This window comes from Pandoraea capi (assembly GCF_902459735.1).
Classification (GTDB): domain Bacteria; phylum Pseudomonadota; class Gammaproteobacteria; order Burkholderiales; family Burkholderiaceae; genus Pandoraea; species Pandoraea capi.
The window spans coordinates 607,101-623,998 of the sequence record NZ_CABPRV010000003.1 but is presented as its reverse complement, the minus strand read 5'-3'; the positions used below and the strand labels follow the sequence as shown (position 1 = coordinate 623,998).

Annotated in this window: 14 protein-coding genes; 5 read left to right on the top strand and 9 right to left on the bottom strand. The window is 63.8% G+C overall.

Annotation, left to right across the window (positions count from 1 at the left end):
• Nucleotides 1-29: 29 nt before the first annotated feature.
• From PCA20602_RS09560 to PCA20602_RS09540, 5 genes are all read right to left on the bottom strand, one after another.
• Nucleotides 30-1,307 carry a helix-turn-helix transcriptional regulator gene (locus tag PCA20602_RS09560; RefSeq protein ID WP_150720997.1) on the bottom strand — a complete coding sequence of 426 codons (1,278 nt, stop codon included), beginning with the start codon at nucleotides 1,305-1,307 and terminating at the stop codon, nucleotides 30-32.
• A 475-nt stretch (nucleotides 1,308-1,782) separates the two neighbouring features.
• The gene (gene gshA, locus PCA20602_RS09555) at nucleotides 1,783-3,072 is read right to left on the bottom strand and encodes a glutamate--cysteine ligase (RefSeq protein ID WP_150720996.1); all 1,290 of its coding nucleotides are present in this window, start codon (nucleotides 3,070-3,072) and stop codon (nucleotides 1,783-1,785) included.
• 361 nt (nucleotides 3,073-3,433) lie between these two features.
• Nucleotides 3,434-4,906, bottom strand: coding sequence for an ammonium transporter (gene amt, locus PCA20602_RS09550; RefSeq protein WP_240493421.1), 1,473 nt, complete (start codon nucleotides 4,904-4,906; stop codon nucleotides 3,434-3,436).
• A gap of 85 nt (nucleotides 4,907-4,991) precedes the next feature.
• Nucleotides 4,992-5,330, bottom strand: a complete 339-nt coding sequence (locus PCA20602_RS09545) for a P-II family nitrogen regulator (protein ID WP_010804740.1) — start codon at nucleotides 5,328-5,330, stop codon at nucleotides 4,992-4,994.
• Nucleotides 5,331-5,343: 13 nt separating this feature from the next.
• The gene (locus PCA20602_RS09540; protein WP_150720995.1) at nucleotides 5,344-6,189 is read right to left on the bottom strand and encodes a TorF family putative porin; all 846 of its coding nucleotides are present in this window, start codon (nucleotides 6,187-6,189) and stop codon (nucleotides 5,344-5,346) included.
• A gap of 396 nt (nucleotides 6,190-6,585) precedes the next feature.
• Between PCA20602_RS09540 and PCA20602_RS09535 the strand changes: the two genes are divergently transcribed.
• Nucleotides 6,586-6,834 (top strand): accessory factor UbiK family protein, encoded by a 249-nt coding sequence (locus PCA20602_RS09535; RefSeq protein WP_150720994.1) that lies wholly within the window; start codon nucleotides 6,586-6,588, stop codon nucleotides 6,832-6,834.
• Nucleotides 6,835-7,247: 413 nt separating this feature from the next.
• Entirely contained in the window at nucleotides 7,248-8,783 is a 1,536-nt protein-coding gene (locus PCA20602_RS09530) for a YifB family Mg chelatase-like AAA ATPase (protein WP_150720993.1), read from the top strand.
• A 29-nt stretch (nucleotides 8,784-8,812) separates the two neighbouring features.
• On the opposite strand, the gene PCA20602_RS09525 is transcribed toward PCA20602_RS09530, so the two are convergent.
• Nucleotides 8,813-9,370 carry a hypothetical protein gene (locus tag PCA20602_RS09525; protein WP_150720992.1) on the bottom strand — a complete coding sequence of 186 codons (558 nt, stop codon included), beginning with the start codon at nucleotides 9,368-9,370 and terminating at the stop codon, nucleotides 8,813-8,815.
• A 182-nt stretch (nucleotides 9,371-9,552) separates the two neighbouring features.
• On the opposite strand from PCA20602_RS09525, the gene PCA20602_RS09520 reads away from it, so the two are divergent.
• The 3 genes from PCA20602_RS09520 (at nucleotide 9,553) to PCA20602_RS09510 (ending at nucleotide 11,832) form a co-directional block, all read left to right on the top strand.
• Entirely contained in the window at nucleotides 9,553-10,161 is a 609-nt protein-coding gene (locus PCA20602_RS09520; RefSeq protein WP_246182097.1) for a thioredoxin domain-containing protein, read from the top strand.
• A 57-nt stretch (nucleotides 10,162-10,218) separates the two neighbouring features.
• Entirely contained in the window at nucleotides 10,219-10,743 is a 525-nt protein-coding gene (locus tag PCA20602_RS09515) for a TlpA disulfide reductase family protein (RefSeq protein WP_069340383.1), read from the top strand.
• A gap of 351 nt (nucleotides 10,744-11,094) precedes the next feature.
• Nucleotides 11,095-11,832: a carbonic anhydrase gene (locus PCA20602_RS09510; RefSeq protein WP_217432390.1), complete on the top strand. Its 738-nt coding sequence runs from the start codon at nucleotides 11,095-11,097 to the stop codon at nucleotides 11,830-11,832.
• Nucleotides 11,833-11,967: 135 nt separating this feature from the next.
• Here PCA20602_RS09510 and PCA20602_RS09505 read toward each other — a convergent pair whose 3' ends face one another.
• From PCA20602_RS09505 to PCA20602_RS09495, 3 genes are all read right to left on the bottom strand, one after another.
• The gene (locus PCA20602_RS09505; protein WP_150721125.1) at nucleotides 11,968-13,329 is read right to left on the bottom strand and encodes a sigma-54-dependent transcriptional regulator; all 1,362 of its coding nucleotides are present in this window, start codon (nucleotides 13,327-13,329) and stop codon (nucleotides 11,968-11,970) included.
• Nucleotides 13,329-15,290: a sensor histidine kinase gene (locus PCA20602_RS09500; RefSeq protein WP_343032050.1), complete on the bottom strand. Its 1,962-nt coding sequence runs from the start codon at nucleotides 15,288-15,290 to the stop codon at nucleotides 13,329-13,331. Before PCA20602_RS09500 ends, PCA20602_RS09505 begins: the two co-directional genes overlap by 1 nt.
• 277 nt (nucleotides 15,291-15,567) lie before the next feature.
• A complete protein-coding gene (locus PCA20602_RS09495) occupies nucleotides 15,568-16,854 on the bottom strand; it encodes a dicarboxylate/amino acid:cation symporter (RefSeq protein WP_150720990.1) in 1,287 nt (428 codons plus the stop codon).
• Nucleotides 16,855-16,898: the final 44 nt, after the last annotated feature.

Below are 16,898 nucleotides of genomic sequence, written 5' to 3'. Positions count from 1 at the left end.
TGTCGCTGCGCAGTGCGTCGACGCGCAAATCACGTCCGGCCGGCGTTTACGGCCGTCGTCGCCCCCCGTTGCCACCCACCGACCACACCCTGCCCGCCCAATCCGAGCAACAGCGACGCATCGCGCACCGGATCCAGGCGCGCGCGCATGAGCGACAGGTGTGTCTTGAGCGTCTGGACGCCGATGGCGCACGCCTCGCGCGTTTGCGTGCGCGACTGGCCCGCGAGCAGGCGCATGGCAATCTCCCGCTGCACAGGCGTGAGCGCTGTCTCCCATAGCCGCTGCAGCAATCGGACGGCCGGCGGTACGGCAAGATGTAGCGCGATGCGCACGCGTTCGGTCGCACTGCCCCCCATCCCGCACAAATGGGTGGCGTGCAGATGCAGCGTTCCCCCTGGCACCGGCACCGAGGCGCACACCTGCGCGCCGGCTGGCGGGGCGTCGCACGGGTGGAGCATGAGCTCGTCGGCCAGACGCTGGCATGCCTGCACCACGACGCAGGCATCGGGCCATGCACGCCCCGGCACGAGACGCCAGACCCGGCGCATGAGTGCCAGTGCCGCAGGATCGGCCCACTCCGGCTGGCGGCGATGCCAGACCAGCGTGCCCGTGATGTCGGCCCCGATGGCGTCGGACACTTCCGGACCGGGGTCCGGTACGGCGGACGTCATCGCGGCATGCGGTGGAAATGTTGGAAATGTTGGGAATGGCGCACGCTCCGGCACCGTAGCGAACCCGGCGGCGGCCGTCTCGAACGCGGCGATTTCTCGCGACGTGAATCGCGGATGCTCACGCCGCCTCGACACCAGCAGCCGCAATGCTCCGATGGGGGCGACATCCTGGTACGGCGGCGGCGTGTCCGGGATACGTTGTGCAGGCAGCAGACAGACGTCGAGCAAATCGCCGTCTGGCAGGCACGCGGCCAGCGCCGCCGGACGCGGCAATAAGGCCGCCCCGGCCTCTCCGGCCCCCACGGCGCCCGCCCGGCCCTGGCGCTGGTGAGTGGACATCACTCGCCCCTGCGGGAGCGCGTGTTGCAGTTCGGCCACAGACGGCATGGTCCACCCGCTGGCCGCCAACCGCTCGCACGCGGCCAGCGGCGCCTGCGGGGCGTACCAGCAGGTGGCATCCGTCGATCCGTCCTCACTCACGGCGGAGGTGCCCTCCTGCGCATGGCACCAGAGCGCCGCCACGCCGTCGGCATCGAGCCAAAGACGCAGCGTTTCCAGCCACAGCGGCAGATAGCCGATGACAGGCATCGGCAATTGATGGATTTGACGAAGGCGTGTGCGCAAGTCGCCCTGCATTCGCAAGTCGCTCCTGGCCAAAGGCAATTTCGAGGAAATTTCTTATTCCACTTCAACACTGACGGACATCCCCCGTTCGGGGGATGTCGAGGGCGTCGATCGGTCGCATCATCGCTTCATCGCTGATGCGAACCGGACGACGGACCGGCACAGTACACCGATCCGAAGCGTGAAGGGGATGCGCAGGGAGCCAGTTTGCGGGGGGGACCGCCCAGGAAAGCCCCGATTTCCGACCGTTGCATGAGGCGGCCGGTAAATGTGACGCCCGGCTAGTCGGGGGGCCAGCCGGGCGTCTTTTTCTTTTCGCCTCTCGGGACGAGACGCGCACGAGGCATCCGCCACGCGGACACAGCCTCGCATCAAATTCAGAAACTTCTCAAAGAGACGCCGAAACCGAAAGAGCGCGGCCAGTTGTCACTCGCCGCGCCCGGTTCAATGCGTCATGACGCTATCGAGCCATGACGCCATCACGCGATCAGTAGGTTTCCGGGTCCGGATCGGTGCGTTCAAGTTCGACCGACGCCGCCAGCAGCGCGAGACGCGCCACCACGCCATACATATAGAAGCGGTTCGGCGGCGCGGCACCAGGCTTGGCGTGCACGTCGGGCAGCGCCGTGTGCTCGAACGCGAGCGGCACGAAGTGCATGCCGGGGGCGTTCAGGTTCTCGTCGGTACCGCGTCCGGTGTGCACACGATAAAAGCCACCGACCACATAGCGATCGATCATGTAGACGACGGGTTCGGCCACGGCTTCGTTGATGCGCTCGAACGTGTAGACCCCTTCCTGCACGATGAAATCGTGCATTTCGAGGCCCTCCTTCACCACGCTCATCTTGGTGCGCTCGCGGCGGTTCAGGTTTTTGATCTCAGCGGCGTCGTGCACCATCATCACGCCCATGCCATAGGTGCCGGCATCGGCCTTGATCACGACGAACGGCTTCTCGGTGATGCCGTACTCGCGATACTTCTTGTTGATCTTCTTGAGCACCGCATCGACCGTATCGGCAAGCTTCTCCTCACCGACCCCCTCGTCGAAGTCGATCCCTTCGCACTTCGCGAAGTACGGATTGAGCATCCATTGGTCGACGTCGATCATCTTGGCGAACTTCTTGACGATGTCGTCGTACGCCGAGAAGTGCTGGCTCTTGCGACGCATCGCCCAGCCCGCGTGCAGCGGCGGCAGCAGATATTGCTCGTGCAGCCCCTCGAGAATCGGCGGGATGCCGGCCGACAGGTCGTTATTGAGCAGAATCGAGCACGGATCGAAGTTCTTGAGCCCCAGACGGCGCGGCGTGCGTTCCAGCGGCTCGATGACGACGTGCTGACCGTCTGGCAACTCGATGGTCGTCGGCTCGGTAATGTCGTCCGACAGACTGCCCAGACGCACATTCAGCCCGGCGTGACGCATGATCGTCGACAGACGCGCGATGTTCTGCAAATAGAACGAGTTACGCGTATGTCGTTCGGGAATCAGCAGCAGATTCTTCGCGTCGGGGCAAATCTTCTCGATCGCGGCCATTGCGGCCTGCACGGCGAGCGGCAGCACCTCGGGCGCGAGATTGTTGAAGCCACCGGGGAAGAGATTGGTGTCGACGGGAGCGAGCTTGAAGCCGGCATTTCGCAGGTCGACCGAGCAGTAGAACGGTGGCGTGTGCTCCTGCCACTCGAGCCGGAACCAGCGCTCGATGGCGGGCGTCGCATCGAGAATCTTCTTTTCCAGGTCGAGCAAGGGGCCTTTCAGGGCCGTGACGAGATGCGGAACCATGCTTCTCTCATATCCAGATGGAATATCGATTGTAGAGCATCCGCCAGACGCCCCCGCCGTTTGCCATGCCCCTGGAAGGGGCACCGGCCGGGGAGGTCCGATGCAATGCTGCGATGAGAGGAGATGGGGGCGGGATCGCGAATCACAAGCGCGGAAGGTGTGGAAAGCGGGGAAGCCCCCGCACCGCCATCACGTGCGCAAAAACCGCAGACAAAAAAACGGGCACCCCAACGGGTGCCCGCGCAATGCCGGTGACGGCTGTCCGACCGGCCACCAGCGACTCCTTCTTGTCGCCCCGGCCGAAACCGGGGCAAAGCCTGACTGACCGACGATTGCCGTCGATAAGCGGTGGTCCGTCGTCTTAGTTGTGGTACGCCGATTCGCCGTGCGAGGTGATGTCCAGACCTTCGCGTTCTTCGTCTTCCGGCACACGCAGACCCAGCACGATGTCGGCGATCTTGAAGGCGATGAAGGCCACGACACCCGACCACACGAGCGTGGTCACCACGCCCTGGAACTGAATCCAGACCTGACCGGCAATCGAGTAATCCGGTGCCACGGCGTTGGCGACGTAGTCGTAGATCCCCGTGCCGCCGAGCGACGGTGCTGCGAACACGCCCGTCAGAATCGCGCCGAGCATGCCGCCCACACCGTGCACGCCGAACACGTCGAGTGCATCGTCCGCCTTGAGCAGGCGCTTCAGACCGTTCACGCCCCACAGGCAGATCACACCGGCGAGCAGACCGAGCACGATCGAGCCCATCGGACCGACGAAACCGGCTGCCGGGGTCACGGCCACCAGACCGGCCACCGCGCCCGATGCGCCACCGAGCATCGACGGCTTGCCCTTGCCGATCCACTCACCGGCCGTCCACGACAGCGTGGCAGCGGCCGTCGCGAGCAGCGTGTTGACGAAGGCGAGTGCTGCGCCGCCGTTGGCTTCCAGACCCGAGCCGGCGTTGAAGCCGAACCAGCCGAACCAGAGCAGTGAGGCGCCGATCATCGTCATGGTGAGCGAGTGCGGCTTGAACGCTTCCTTGCCGAAGCCAACGCGCTTGCCAACCATGTACGAACCCACGAGACCTGCGATAGCGGCGTTGATGTGAACCACCGTGCCGCCTGCGTAGTCGAGCGCGCCCTTCTGGAACAACCAGCCGGCATGTGCGGTGGCAGCGTCAGCGGCGGCCGCGTCGGTGTAGGCATCCGGGCCCGCCCAGAACCAGACCATGTGCGCCATCGGCAGGTACGAGAACGTGAACCAGATGACGGTGAAGAGCAGCACGGCCGAGAACTTGGCGCGTTCGGCGAAGGCACCGACGATCAGCGCGCAGGTAATCGCGGCGAACGCTGCCTGGAAGGCCATGTAGGCGTACTCCGGCACGTTCACGCCCTTGCTGAAGGTGGCCGCCACCGAATCCGGTGTCATGCCCTTCAGGAACAGGCGATCGAAGCCACCGAAGAACGCCCCGCCCTCGGTGAACGCGATGCTATAGCCGTAGATCGCCCACAGCACGACCACGAGCGAGAAGATGATGAAACACTGCATCAGCACGGAAAGCATGTTCTTCGAGCGAACGAGACCGCCGTAGAACAGGCCCAGGCCGGGCAGCGTCATGAGAATCACAAGTGCGGTACAGGTCAGCAGCCACGCGGTGTCGCCCTTGTTCGCGGGGACAGGGGTCGCGGCGGCCGGCGCGGCCGGTGCAGCGGCCTGAGCGGCAGACGCCGGTGCGGCAGCGGGTGCAGCGGCGGCGGCCGCAGGCGCAGACGCTTCCGAAGCGGCGGCAGGCGCCGAGGCGTCCTGCGCGAACGCCGCGGTCGAGCCGAGGCCCATGGTGCCCGCAACGCCAGCAAAGGCGGCGGCGAGCAGGAGTTTGGCAAGCAGTTTTTTCATGATTGTTGTCTCTTGTTTAGGACCTTTACAGCGCGTCTTCGCCGGTCTCTCCAGTGCGGATACGGACCACGTGCTCGACGTTGGACACGAAAATCTTGCCGTCCCCGATCTTGCCGGTGCGGGCCGCCTGCTCGATGGCGTCGATCGCCTGATCGAGCAGCGCGTCGCCGATTACCGCCTCGATCTTTACCTTCGGCAGAAAGTCGACGACATATTCTGCACCCCGATACAGCTCGGTATGGCCTTTCTGGCGGCCGAAGCCCTTGACTTCGGTCACCGTAATGCCCGCCACGCCGATGTTCGAGAGCGCTTCACGCACCTCGTCGAGCTTGAAGGGTTTCACAATTGCGGTAATCAGCTTCATGATGAGTCGCTCCTTAGAATGTCTTCGACAACCCTACGACCACGGTAGCTTTGGAGAGCACTTTGCCGGAGTTCGCGGCGGTGTAGTACTTCTCGTCGGCATTCGTATCGACGTAGGAGACCGACACGGTGAAGTTCTTGCCCAGGTCTTTCGACAGGCCGATCTTCCAGTCGGTATAGCTTGCTGCACCGAAGTTATGCACCCACTGGTGACCCACGTGGCCCACGGCCGACAGGCCCCAGAAGCCGATGTCGTAGGTCCCCGTCAGATCGAGGTAGCCACTGTTGGTCGTGTCCTGACCGTCCGGGCTCACCAGACCGAACAGACGGGTCAGTGCGTGCGAATACTTCAGCGTGATGGTTTTCCAACCCACGGCGGCATACAGTTCGAACGTATGCGGGCGCGGGAAAAACTGCCCCGTCGGATACGAGCCCGGGTAGTAGTACTGCAGACCACCGACGTCGATGGTCCAGTCAGGGATGATTTCCTTCTTCCAGCCCCCGTAAAAATCCATCTCGATGGGCGCGCTGACGGCGGAATTCCCATCCGAGATCCAACTGATATTCGACGCCCACACGCCGGCGTACAAACCGGATTCGTGCGCGATATCGAAACCACCCTGAATTGCCGGACGCTTGGCCGTTTGCGAAATACCGCGGAAGCGATAGTCCGAGAACAGACCGACGTTAGCGGTAATGGTCAGCGGCTCGGCTGCCACGGCTGCGGCGTCGGCCGGCGCTGCTGCCGGTGCGGCGCCGTCAGTGGCAGCCTGCGCAAATGCGCCGGCCGACATCGACATAGCACCGAAGAACACAAAGCCAGCCATTGCATTGGTTACCGCTGTTGACACTTTTTTCATCACTTTCCCCTAAGTTGAATTTTCAACGTCTTGGTACAGCGTGTGGCAGGTTCTGAACTTGGGTAGAGCAACTCCCGTGCCAGCTCCTTCGACCACATGCGCTGCGACGCGCACAATACGAATTTCGGGATAAAAAATTGGCAAAATTGCAGGGACGGTGATGCGGGGGTACGACACCCCGGGAACAACGAATCCCGGCAGACGGTGTCAAATGCTCATCTCCGGGCCGATGGGCCGGGGCGCTTGGCTGGCTGGGCGCAAAAAACGGTGTTAGAGTTGCGCCAACATTGAAAGCCACGCCGGATGCACCACGTTGCACCGGTCTGGCCGGCACGGGGAAGCACACTGACGGTGCAAGCACCAGATCGGTGCAAAGAAACGACGAGAGGAAGGCTTATGAAACCGAACGAGATCCTGCAAGACATGCAAGCCAAGGTGAGCGAGATGCTCAAGCAATCGCCCGCCAAGGATATCGAGCGCAACGTCAAGAGCCTGCTCAACCAGGGCTTCACCAAGCTCGATCTGGTCACGCGCGAGGAATTCGACGTGCAGGCGCAGGTGCTCGCCCGCACGCGCGAGAAGCTCGAAGCGCTGGAAAAGCGCTTGGCCGAACTCGAAGGCCTGCGCAGCGAAGCGCAAGACTAAGGACTCACGGGGGCGCGAAAGCGCCCCTTGTCACATTCGGGCTCGCGCGCCTGCGCGATGCCATGCGCTGCGCTCCTCTCCGATCTCGGTGCTCTCGTCCCCGCCCTTTGCCTATCACCCTGTCACCCTCTCGCCCCATCACTGGCGCCCCACCGCCGATTGACTCCTGACTTCCGAATAAGTAATCGGAATCCTCCTATTCGCATCGCAGACGATTCCGGACACGCCGCACCCTGAGTCCGAAAACCTCCACCCCACCGCGTATTTGCGCCGATAAGACGTTGCGCTGTGCCGCAGGCTTGCACGACTATCGACAGCAACGCGGCAGAACGCCCTCCTGTTGTGACGACATCTTGTGAACAGGGCGGATGGGAATAGATGGGGATTACCGGAGATGAAGAAGGAGGAAGGTCATGTCACTGGCGGTTGTCAGCAGCCGGGCGATTACGGGAATGGCGGCACGTCCGGTTACGGTCGAGGTGCATCTGGCGAACGGACTGCCCGGACTGTCGCTCGTCGGTCTGCCGGATACGGAGGTCAAGGAAAGCCGGGAACGGGTGCGCTCGGCGTTGCAGAACAGCCGTTTCGAGTTTCCGGCACGGCGCATCACGATCAATCTGGCGCCGGCCGACTTGCCCAAGGCATCCGGCTGCTTCGATCTGCCGATCGCGCTGGGCATTCTGGCGGCGAGCGGCCAACTGCCCGAGGCGGGTCTGCGCACACATGAGTTTGCGGGAGAGCTGTCGCTCACGGGTGAGCTACGCCCCGTGCGCGGCGCCCTGGCGATGGCAAGCGCGATGGCAGCGCAACCGTCGGCGCGCGCACTGGTGTTGCCGGTGAGCAGCGCACAGGAAGCGGCACTCGTCGAAGAAGCGACGGTCTACGGCGCCCGGACCTTGCTCGACGTCTGCGCCCATCTCGCCGAACCGGATGTCGCCACGCCGCTACCTCGCGCGGTCGTCCCGCGAGCCTCCGGCGATGACGAGGGCCTGACCGGCACACCGACAGGTGACATGGCCGACATGCTCGACATCAAGGGGCAGGAGCACGCCAAGCGCGCGTTGGAAGTGGCGGCAGCGGGCGGCCATCACATTCTGTTCTACGGGCCGCCGGGTACCGGCAAGTCGATGCTGGCGACACGCCTCGCAGGACTGCTGCCGCCGTTGACCAAGGCGCAGGCGGTAGAAGCCGCGACGCTCGCCAGTCTGAGCGCGCGGGGGTTCGACATGCGGCATTGGGGACGTCGTCCGTTTCGTGCGCCGCATCACACGGCATCGTCTGCGGCGCTGGTCGGGGGCGGCAGCGTGCCACGCCCGGGGGAGATCAGTCTCGCCCATCGCGGCATATTGTTCCTCGACGAATTGCCCGAGTTTCAGCGTCGCGTGCTGGAGGTGCTGCGCGAGCCGCTGGAGCTGGGACACGTCACGATTTCGCGGGCGGGCGGTCACGCGACGTTTCCTGCGACGTTCCAACTGGTGGCGGCGATGAATCCGTGTCCTTGCGGCGATCTGGGACATCCTGCGCGAACTTGCCGTTGCACGAGCGAGGCAGTGGCGCGCTATCGCAACCGCCTGTCGGGGCCGTTGCTCGATCGCATCGATCTGCATGTCGAAGTCCCGGCACTGAGCGCCGAAACGTTTGCCGCACCCGCCACAGGTGAGCGCAGTGAAGCGGTGGCCGAGCGCGTGCGGCAGGCGCAAGCGCGTCAGTTATCGCGTCAGGGGCAATTGAATTGCAGCCTGTCCAATCGAGCGCTGGAAGCGCAATGCGCGTTGGCGTCGCCCGCGCACGACGTGCTGCACCGGGCGGTGACGCAGCATCATTGGTCTGCCCGCACCTACCACCGGGTGTTGCGCGTGGCGCGCACCATTGCCGATCTGGCGGAGCGCGATGCGATCGACGCCCGCCACATCGCCGAAGCCGTGCAGTACCGGGAGGCGCCGACATGAGGGAGCGTACGTGCGCGCCGGGGAACGTCTTACTCCAACGTGAACGAGTCGAGAAACTGATCGACCTGTTCCTGGCTCGGGGCTTTCGTCGCCATCACAACGACCTGATAGACGTGAGTGCCGCGCCCGACGAAGCGGGCGGAGACGAAGCGCTCGGCCTTGTCGCTCCCCACGCTGGCGACACCCTTCGCCGAGACGGCCATGCCGGGCAATGCGGGAGCGTCGCCCGCCTGACGCACCATCACCTGCGAAGGTGCCGCCGTGCTTTCGTTCACGTTGGCGAGCAATCCGTGCCGCAGTTCGTCAACGACCGTCTGGCGCAGCGTGGCATCGTCGCTGGGCAGCGTGACGACACCCACCGCGAAGAGCGCGGCATCCACGCGCGCGGCTTGCATGCGCATCGGCAACGGCCCGGAGGCGAACTTGACCTCGCGTTCGTCCTGCGTCGGCTTGGCGGGATAGGCGACAGCGTACGCGCCATCCTTGTCGTGGACTTCGCGCCAATCGTAGCGCGGGGAACAGGCGGCAAGCACGACAGTCGCGGCAAGCGCGGCAAACATCACGCAGACACGGACAACGCGATTCATAACGGTGGAGTGTGGAGGTGGATCGGAAGCCGCCATTATCCATCAGGCGTTGCAGCAGGGAGAACGCCGCATGAACATCGCATCAACGGCATTCAACGGTATATCCCCGCGATATCGCCCCGGTCCTCGCCTCACCGGCGCGCCGCGAACGAACCGAGACGGATCCCGGTATGATCGACGCCATGACATCCATCCTCGTCCGCAACGCCCTCGTCTGGATCGCCGGTGCTTTCACCGCAGGCATGACGGCCGCTGCACCGTCGTCCGGCGAAGCACAACCCAGGCTCGAACTGGCGCAGGCCACCGGCGTCACGTATCCGCGCGAAGGCGCTGCCGCACCGGCCCCGCTCGACAGCAAGGTGGCGGCGCAGCAACAGGCCGCTGTCCCGCTGGCGACGGACTTCTCGGCGCACGCGCGCCGGGCGGCGTCGCTCGACATGCCGCTGATCGTGCTGGTGTCGTTGCGCGACTGCGTCTATTGCGGCCCGATCCGTCAGCGCGAACTCGCACCGCTGGTGCGCAGCGGCAAGTACGAAGTGCGCGAGATCGGCATGGACAGTACAACGCCGGTGCGCGATTTCGATGGGTCGACGACGACGGGCGTCGTCTGGGCGCGTGCCCACGGTGTCAAGGTATCGCCGACGGTTTTGTTCCTCGATACGAGCGGACGCCCCGTTGCCGACCCGTTGATCGGTGCCGGCTTGCCGGACTTTTACGGCGCTTATCTCGACGACGCCATCGCCCGTGGCCGTGCCCGTTTGCACCCGGGGAGCGGCACCACGACGCGCTGAGATTCAGAGTAGAATCGACGTCGACTCGTCCTCCAAAATCACCCACACGGCTGTGTCATGAGCGCTACGACCTCCCGCAAGTCTCCTCTCGGCAAGATCATCGCCATCGCGATCATCGCCGCCGTGGCTATCGCCGCCTACTTCACCTTCGCCGGACAGAAGCGCGCGCCTGAAGCCACGTTCACGTTGCTCTCCGGCCAGAAGCTCGCGACCGACCAGCTCAAGGGCAAGGTCTATCTGGTCAACTTCTGGGCAACGAGCTGCGTCACGTGCATGAAGGAAATGCCGACGATGGTGAAGACGTACGAGAAGTACAAGGGTCAGGGACTGGAATTCGTCGCCGTGGCGATGAGCTACGATCCGCCGATGTACGTGATGAATTACGCGCAGACGCGTCAGTTGCCCTTCAAGGTGGCAATGGACTCGGACGGCAGCGTCGCCAAGCAATACGGCAACGTGCAACTCACGCCGACGACGTTCGTCGTGGACCGTAACGGCAAGGTGCTCAAGCAGTACGTCGGCGAGCCGGAATATGCCGAACTGAACAAGCTCATCGAGACGGCACTCGCGAAGCAGGCCTGACGCACATCAACGCCGATAGCCCAACAGCCCATAGTCCACGACTCCGACGCCACGCCTCACGACATCTAACATCGACGCATCGAACCAACAAGCGCCCCACGGGGCGCTTTTTGTTTTCTTCGACGAGACAGTCGACATCACACACTCGTCCGAAATCGAAAGTTAGGCACCCGAATCCAAAGCATTTTCCCAATATGCGTTTCAATAACGTTGCCCGCTCGCCGTCAAGCGGCCGACAGATGAACCGATTCGCGAGCGTGCGGCAACATGCCGCGATCGGCACCGCAGTTGCCGCGTGATCACGCTCACAGAATCCATGTCACCAATCCACTCTCTTTTTCCGGAAGGTGCATGATGTGCGAGACGAGACACCCTGAGACGCCAACGTCGGCGCGACGCAAATTTCTGCAGGGCTCGGGGGCGCTGGCCGCCACCGTGGCAGGACTGACGAGCGGCATCTCTGCCCCGGCCTTTGCCGTGCAGCCTCTCAAGCCGCACAACGTCATCACACCGGACGACGCGATCGCGCGATTGCAGGAGGGCAATGCCCGCTATGTCGCCGGACTCATGCAACGCCATGACTTCGCATCCGAACGGGAACCGCTCAACGGCGGACAAAATCCTTATGCCGCACTGCTCGGTTGCGCGGACTCGCGCGTCGCGCCGGAGTACGCGTTCGACAGCGTGCGCGGCGATCTATTCACGGCCCGCGTCGCGGGCAACATTGCGAGCGACGAAGCCACGGGTAGCCTCGAATATGCCGTTGGCGTACTTAAGGTGCCGCTCATTCTGGTGTTGGGCCACGACAAATGCGGCGCCGTCGAGGCCGCGCTGAGTGCTCACACCAAGGGCACAAAATACCCGGGCAGCATCCAGACACTGGTTCGGAAGATTGAGTCGTCAGTGCGCAAGATCGACATCAACGCCCCCGACCGACTCGACGCAGCCGTTGCACAGAACGTGCGTGACAACGTGAACGCTTTGCGCACGGCGTCTGCCATCCTTCGGGATGCAGAAACGAAGGGGACGTTGAAGATCATCGGTGGGGTGTACCGCCTCGGCAACGGTAAGGTCGACCTGATCGCTTAAGACGCGAGCTTAAGACGCGAATGACGGAGCGGGTCGGACATCGCCACGACAGCAGCAGCCATCGATTCGATATTCGATGCGCGATGGGAAATCACCGATCGTTCTGCCGAGCCGATCGCAATCCCTGGACGACCTTCACCGCCCGTCACCACCCGTCCCGCCCTCGCCGTGTCCACGCGTATGCAAGCCATACCGCTTGAGCTTTTCGTACAGCGTGGCTTTGGGAACGTGCAGCGCCTCGGCCGTCGCGGCCACGTTGCCCTTGCTATGCTCCAGCGCTTCTTGCAGCACGGCGCGCTCGAAACGTTCCACCTGTTCCTTGAGCGGCAGCGGTGCGAGCGTGCCATCGCTTTCCGGCGCACTCGCCACTCCCAACACAAGGCGGTCAGCAGCGTTACGCAGTTCGCGCACGTTACCGGGCCAATCCGATTGCAGCAGTTCCTGACGCATCCGATCCGACACCACCGGCGCGGGCCGTCCATACCGCACGGCGGCGTCGAGCATGAAGTGTTCGAACAGCGGCAGGATGTCTTCGCGCCGCTCGCGCAGCGGCGGCAGCGCCAGCGTCACCACATTCAGCCGGTAATACAGATCGCGACGGAACGTACCCTCGCGCACGAGCGCTTCCATGTCGCCCTTCGCCGCAGCCACGACACGGCAGTCCACACGAATCGACTGATTCGAGCCGAGCCGCTCCAGCACACCGTCCTGCAACACGCGCAGCAACTTGACCTGCAACGCCGCCGGCATGCTCTCGATCTCGTCGAGAAACAGCGTGCCGCCCGACGCGTGTTCGAGCTTGCCGATGCGACGCTTGGCCGCGCCGGTGAACGCGCCGACTTCGTGACCGAACATCTCGCTCTCGAAAATAGCTTCGGGCAACGCCCCGCAGTTCAGCGCGACGAACGGCGCATCGCTGCGGCGCGACAGTTCGTGCAGGCTGCGCGCGACCAGTTCCTTGCCGGTGCCGGTGTCGCCGTTGATGAGGACAGGGGCATCCGTCATGGCCACGTTGGCGATGAGCGTACGCAGCGTCTCCATCGACGGACTGCGTCCGATGATGCGCGAGGCACGACCGCCCTGCTCCGCCAGTTCGCGGCGCAACGCCTGATTCTCCAGCATGAGCTTGCGCGTCTCGAGCGCACGCTTGGCCGACTCGATCAGACGATCCGGCGCAAAGGGTTTCTCGATGAAGTCGTAAGCGCCGTCGCGGATGGCCTGCACCGCCATCGAAATATCGCCGTGACCGGTGACGAGAATCACCGGCACTTCCGGCGCATGCTGACGCAGATGCGCGAGCAGTTCGAGTCCGCTCATGCCGATCAGGCGAATATCGGATACGACAATGCCGGCGAAGTCCGGCGTGATACGTTCGCGCGCAGCTTCGGCCGAGGCGAGTCCGAAGGCATCGAGCCCGGCGAGTTGCAGGCTCTGCAGCGTGGCACGCCGCACGAGTTCGTCGTCTTCGACAAATAGGATCTGGAGGTTCTTGTACATCATGCGATTGTCGCGCCGGTGCGTTGCACGCGGCGCAGCGTCACGAGAAATTCTGCGCCACCGCCCGGAACATTGCGCGCGACCAACTGGCCGCCGTTCTCTTGTGCGATGGACGACGAAATTGCGAGTCCGAGCCCCATGCCCTGACCGCCCTCCTTGGTACTGAAAAACGGCTCGAACAGACGCGGCATATGTGCCTCCGCGATTCCTGGCCCGTTGTCACGCACGTAAATGCGCACCCACAGATCGTCCGCGTCTACATCGATCCAGATCGACGGCGAGGCTTGCGGGCTTGCGGCCCCCGCCACGGCGTCGATGGCATTTCCCACCAGGTTGATCAGCACTTGTTCGAGCCGCAACCCTTCGCACGCCACCTGAACGTCTTCGAGTCCGTTGGCAAACGTTGTCGTTACCTGGATGCCGGCGAGACGTCCGCGCAACAGCATCAACGTGTTGTCCAACGCGCGCGCCACCGAGGCTTCCATGTCGCCGCGACGCGCGCGTCCGGCGAAAAGCCGCAACTGCCCCGTGATCTTGCCCATGCGATCGGTGAGCGACGCAATGGCTTCGAGGTTTTCCTGCGCGGCGTCGTACTCGCGACGCTCGATCAGCACGCGCGTGTTGTCCGAGAAGCTGCGCAGCGCGGAGAGCGGCTGATTCAGTTCATGCGTGATGCCCGCCGCCATCTGACCCAGCGCCACGAGTTTCGACGCCTGCACGAGTTCGCTCTGCGCCTCGCGCAATTCATGTTCGGTGCGTGAACGCTCCTGCACTTCGGTTTGCAGACGTTCGTTCGCGGATTGCAGATCGGCGGTGCGCTCAGCCACGCGTTCGCCCAGCTCGGCATACGCCGATTGCAGCAACTCGCGGCTCTTGAGCATATCGCGCACACGTTGACGACGCTGATTCCACGCCACGCCCAACAAACATGTGAACGCCGCAAGACACGCTGCCGCCACCGCCGCGATGCGTGCGTTGGCGATCACCTGATCGAGCGGCGCGAAGTACATGAGCGTCCAGTCTGGCTCCCCCAGCTTGCGCTGCACCGCGAGAAAGCGGCGGGTCTTGCCCGAGCCTCGACCGTCGCGAACGGTCACGACTTCACCATCGGCATCGAGTCGCTCGTCTTCGCTCCACGCGAGCGGCGTGACGTTCTGGTTGTAGTACTGACGCGTGCTGTCGAGCGCCGCCTTGACATCCGGGGCGAGCGGCGTGAGCGAACGATACTGCCAGCGCGGCTCGGACGACAGGAAGATCACGCCATGATCGTCGGCGACGACCACAGGTTCGGAGGCGTCGGCCCCCGCGCGCTGAAACCACTCCAGGTTGAGCTTCACCACGACCACGCCGTGGATCTGTCCGTCGACCAGAATCGGCTGGGAGACGAAATACCCCGGCTCGCCGGAGGTCGTGCCCACGCCATAGAAGCGGCCGAACGCGCCTTTGATGGCGTCGATGAAATACGGACGGAACCGATACTCCTGCCCGACGAACGTCGCCTTCTCGCGCCAGTTGCTGGCCGCGAGCGCAAGGCCATTGGCGTCGATGACGTACGCCGCCGAGGCCTTGGCGCGCTGGTTCACGTCGAACAGGTAGTCGTTGGCCCGCTGCACGACGGCCTTGTTCTTGGGGTCGAGCAGCAGGTCGTGCACGTACGGATGCAGCGAGAGCAGGTACGGCAGGAACTCGTAGCGGTCGACGGTGCTGCGCAGGCTGCCCGCGTAGCGCTCCACGCGCGCGCCGGCGTTCACGCGCAGGTCGGCCACGCCGCGCTGCCAGCTCAGGGCGTACGTCAACCAGCAGAACAGGACGCTCGCCAGCAACATGACGACGATCCACGACCAACGGCGCATCGGCACAGTCCTCTCGAAATCGATGGGGACTTCGTCGCGCCGGGGGGTAGCAGCACTCGCGGGCGACGCGGCACCTTGCGAGGTGTCGCTCGAACGGGCGCGGCTCATGTTGTCGTGCAGGGTAGCCATTAGGGCGTGAGTGAAGAAATACGCCTTGTTGACGTCGGTTGCCGGTTCGTACGATGTCGACAGACGGCGCGTGGGCACCCTCTGTCGGTATCGCCAAACCCGTGCATATTCACGAGAATCAAGGACCACCGGGCGGCGAAGCTCAGGCGCTATTGTGCCTGTGCCGCGCCGCCCGGTGGCAAACGTTACTAACGTTACTCTGGCGGGACGCCAGCGCTGTCATGCGAGACCGCGCCGCCGCCCCTGCCACCGGCCGTCAGGCCAGCTCAGGACCTTGCTTGCCCGACATGGCCTCGGCCAGCTTCTTGCGGTCCAGTTCCTTTTCCCAGGCCGACACGACGATCGTCGCGACACCGTTGCCGACGATGTTCGTCAGCGCACGGCATTCGCTCATGAAGCGGTCGATGCCGAGAATCAGCACCATCCCGGCGACCGGAATCGTCGGGATCACGGCCAGCGTAGCGGCCAGCGTGATGAAGCCTGCGCCGGTCACGCCCGAAGCGCCCTTCGAGGTCAGCATCGCCACGGCGAGCAGCGTGAGCTGTTGGCCCCAGGTCAGGTCGATGTTCGTCGCTTGTGCGATGAACAGCACGGCCATCGTCATGTAGATGTTGGTGCCGTCGAGGTTGAACGAGTAACCGGTCGGGATCACCAGACCCACCACCGACTTCGAGCAACCGGCCTTTTCCATCTTTTCCATCAGGTGCGGCAGTGCAGCTTCCGACGAGCTGGTACCCAGCACGATCAGCAGCTCTTCCTTGATGTAGGCGAGGAAGCGGAAGATCGAGAAGCCCGTGAACTTGGCGATCAGACCCAGCACGACGATCACGAACAGGAACGACGTCAGGTAGAACGTGCCCATGAGCTTGGCCAGCGGCACCAGCGAAGCGATACCATACTTGCCGATGGTGAAGGCCATGGCACCGAAGGCGCCCAGCGGAGCGACCTTGGTGATGATGTGCACCACGCGGAAGAGCACGCCCGACACGCTGTCGATCCAGTTCGTCACCACGCGGCCACGCTCGCCGATCGCGCCAAGGGCGGCGCCGAACAGGATAGCGATCACGAGGATCTGAAGGATTTCACCCTTGGCGAACGCGTCGGTGATCGTGTTCGGGATCAGGTGCAGCAGGAAGTCGGTGAACGTGTCGCCGTGCGCGGCCTTCGCGGCGTAGCCGGCGATCGCCTTCGGATCGAGCGAGTTGATATCGACGTTGAAGCCGGCGCCCGGCTTGAGCACGTGCGTGGCGATCAGACCGATCACCAGTGCCAGTGTCGACACGACTTCGAAGTAGATCAGCGCCTTGCCGCCAACGCGGCCGACCTTCTTCATGTCTTCCATGCCGGCGATACCGGTCACGACCGTACAGAAGATCACCGGACCGATGATCATCTTGATGAGCTTGATGAACGCGTCGCCAAGCGGCTTCATCTCAACGGCGAGATCGGGCTTGAAGTGCCCGAGCAGAATGCCGATGACGATGGCAAACAGCACCTGCACGTACAGGATGCGGTAAAAGGGTTTTTTGGTCTGGGTTTGCATGTTGTTTCCTCTTCAGGCGGTGGGGCACGCCACCGCCCTTGTTA

What these genes read in the sequence shown, in the direction of transcription:
- PCA20602_RS09540 (WP_150720995.1), bottom strand. Translation starts at nt 6,189, where the DNA reads ATGAAAAAAGTGTCAACAGCGGTAACCAATGCAATGGCTGGCTTTGTG.
- PCA20602_RS09495 (WP_150720990.1), bottom strand. Translation starts at nt 16,854, where the DNA reads ATGCAAACCCAGACCAAAAAACCCTTTTACCGCATCCTGTACGTGCAG.
- PCA20602_RS09505 (WP_150721125.1), bottom strand. Translation starts at nt 13,329, where the DNA reads ATGTACAAGAACCTCCAGATCCTATTTGTCGAAGACGACGAACTCGTG.
- PCA20602_RS09535 (WP_150720994.1), top strand. Translation starts at nt 6,586, where the DNA reads ATGAAACCGAACGAGATCCTGCAAGACATGCAAGCCAAGGTGAGCGAG.
- PCA20602_RS09510 (WP_217432390.1), top strand. Translation starts at nt 11,095, where the DNA reads ATGATGTGCGAGACGAGACACCCTGAGACGCCAACGTCGGCGCGACGC.
- PCA20602_RS09530 (WP_150720993.1), top strand. Translation starts at nt 7,248, where the DNA reads ATGTCACTGGCGGTTGTCAGCAGCCGGGCGATTACGGGAATGGCGGCA.
- PCA20602_RS09560 (WP_150720997.1), bottom strand. Translation starts at nt 1,307, where the DNA reads ATGCAGGGCGACTTGCGCACACGCCTTCGTCAAATCCATCAATTGCCG.
- PCA20602_RS09545 (WP_010804740.1), bottom strand. Translation starts at nt 5,330, where the DNA reads ATGAAGCTGATTACCGCAATTGTGAAACCCTTCAAGCTCGACGAGGTG.
- gshA (WP_150720996.1), bottom strand. Translation starts at nt 3,072, where the DNA reads ATGGTTCCGCATCTCGTCACGGCCCTGAAAGGCCCCTTGCTCGACCTG.
- PCA20602_RS09520 (WP_246182097.1), top strand. Translation starts at nt 9,553, where the DNA reads ATGACATCCATCCTCGTCCGCAACGCCCTCGTCTGGATCGCCGGTGCT.
- amt (WP_240493421.1), bottom strand. Translation starts at nt 4,906, where the DNA reads ATGGGCCTCGGCTCGACCGCGGCGTTCGCGCAGGACGCCTCGGCGCCT.
- PCA20602_RS09500 (WP_343032050.1), bottom strand. Translation starts at nt 15,290, where the DNA reads ATGAGCCGCGCCCGTTCGAGCGACACCTCGCAAGGTGCCGCGTCGCCC.
- PCA20602_RS09525 (WP_150720992.1), bottom strand. Translation starts at nt 9,370, where the DNA reads ATGAATCGCGTTGTCCGTGTCTGCGTGATGTTTGCCGCGCTTGCCGCG.
- PCA20602_RS09515 (WP_069340383.1), top strand. Translation starts at nt 10,219, where the DNA reads ATGAGCGCTACGACCTCCCGCAAGTCTCCTCTCGGCAAGATCATCGCC.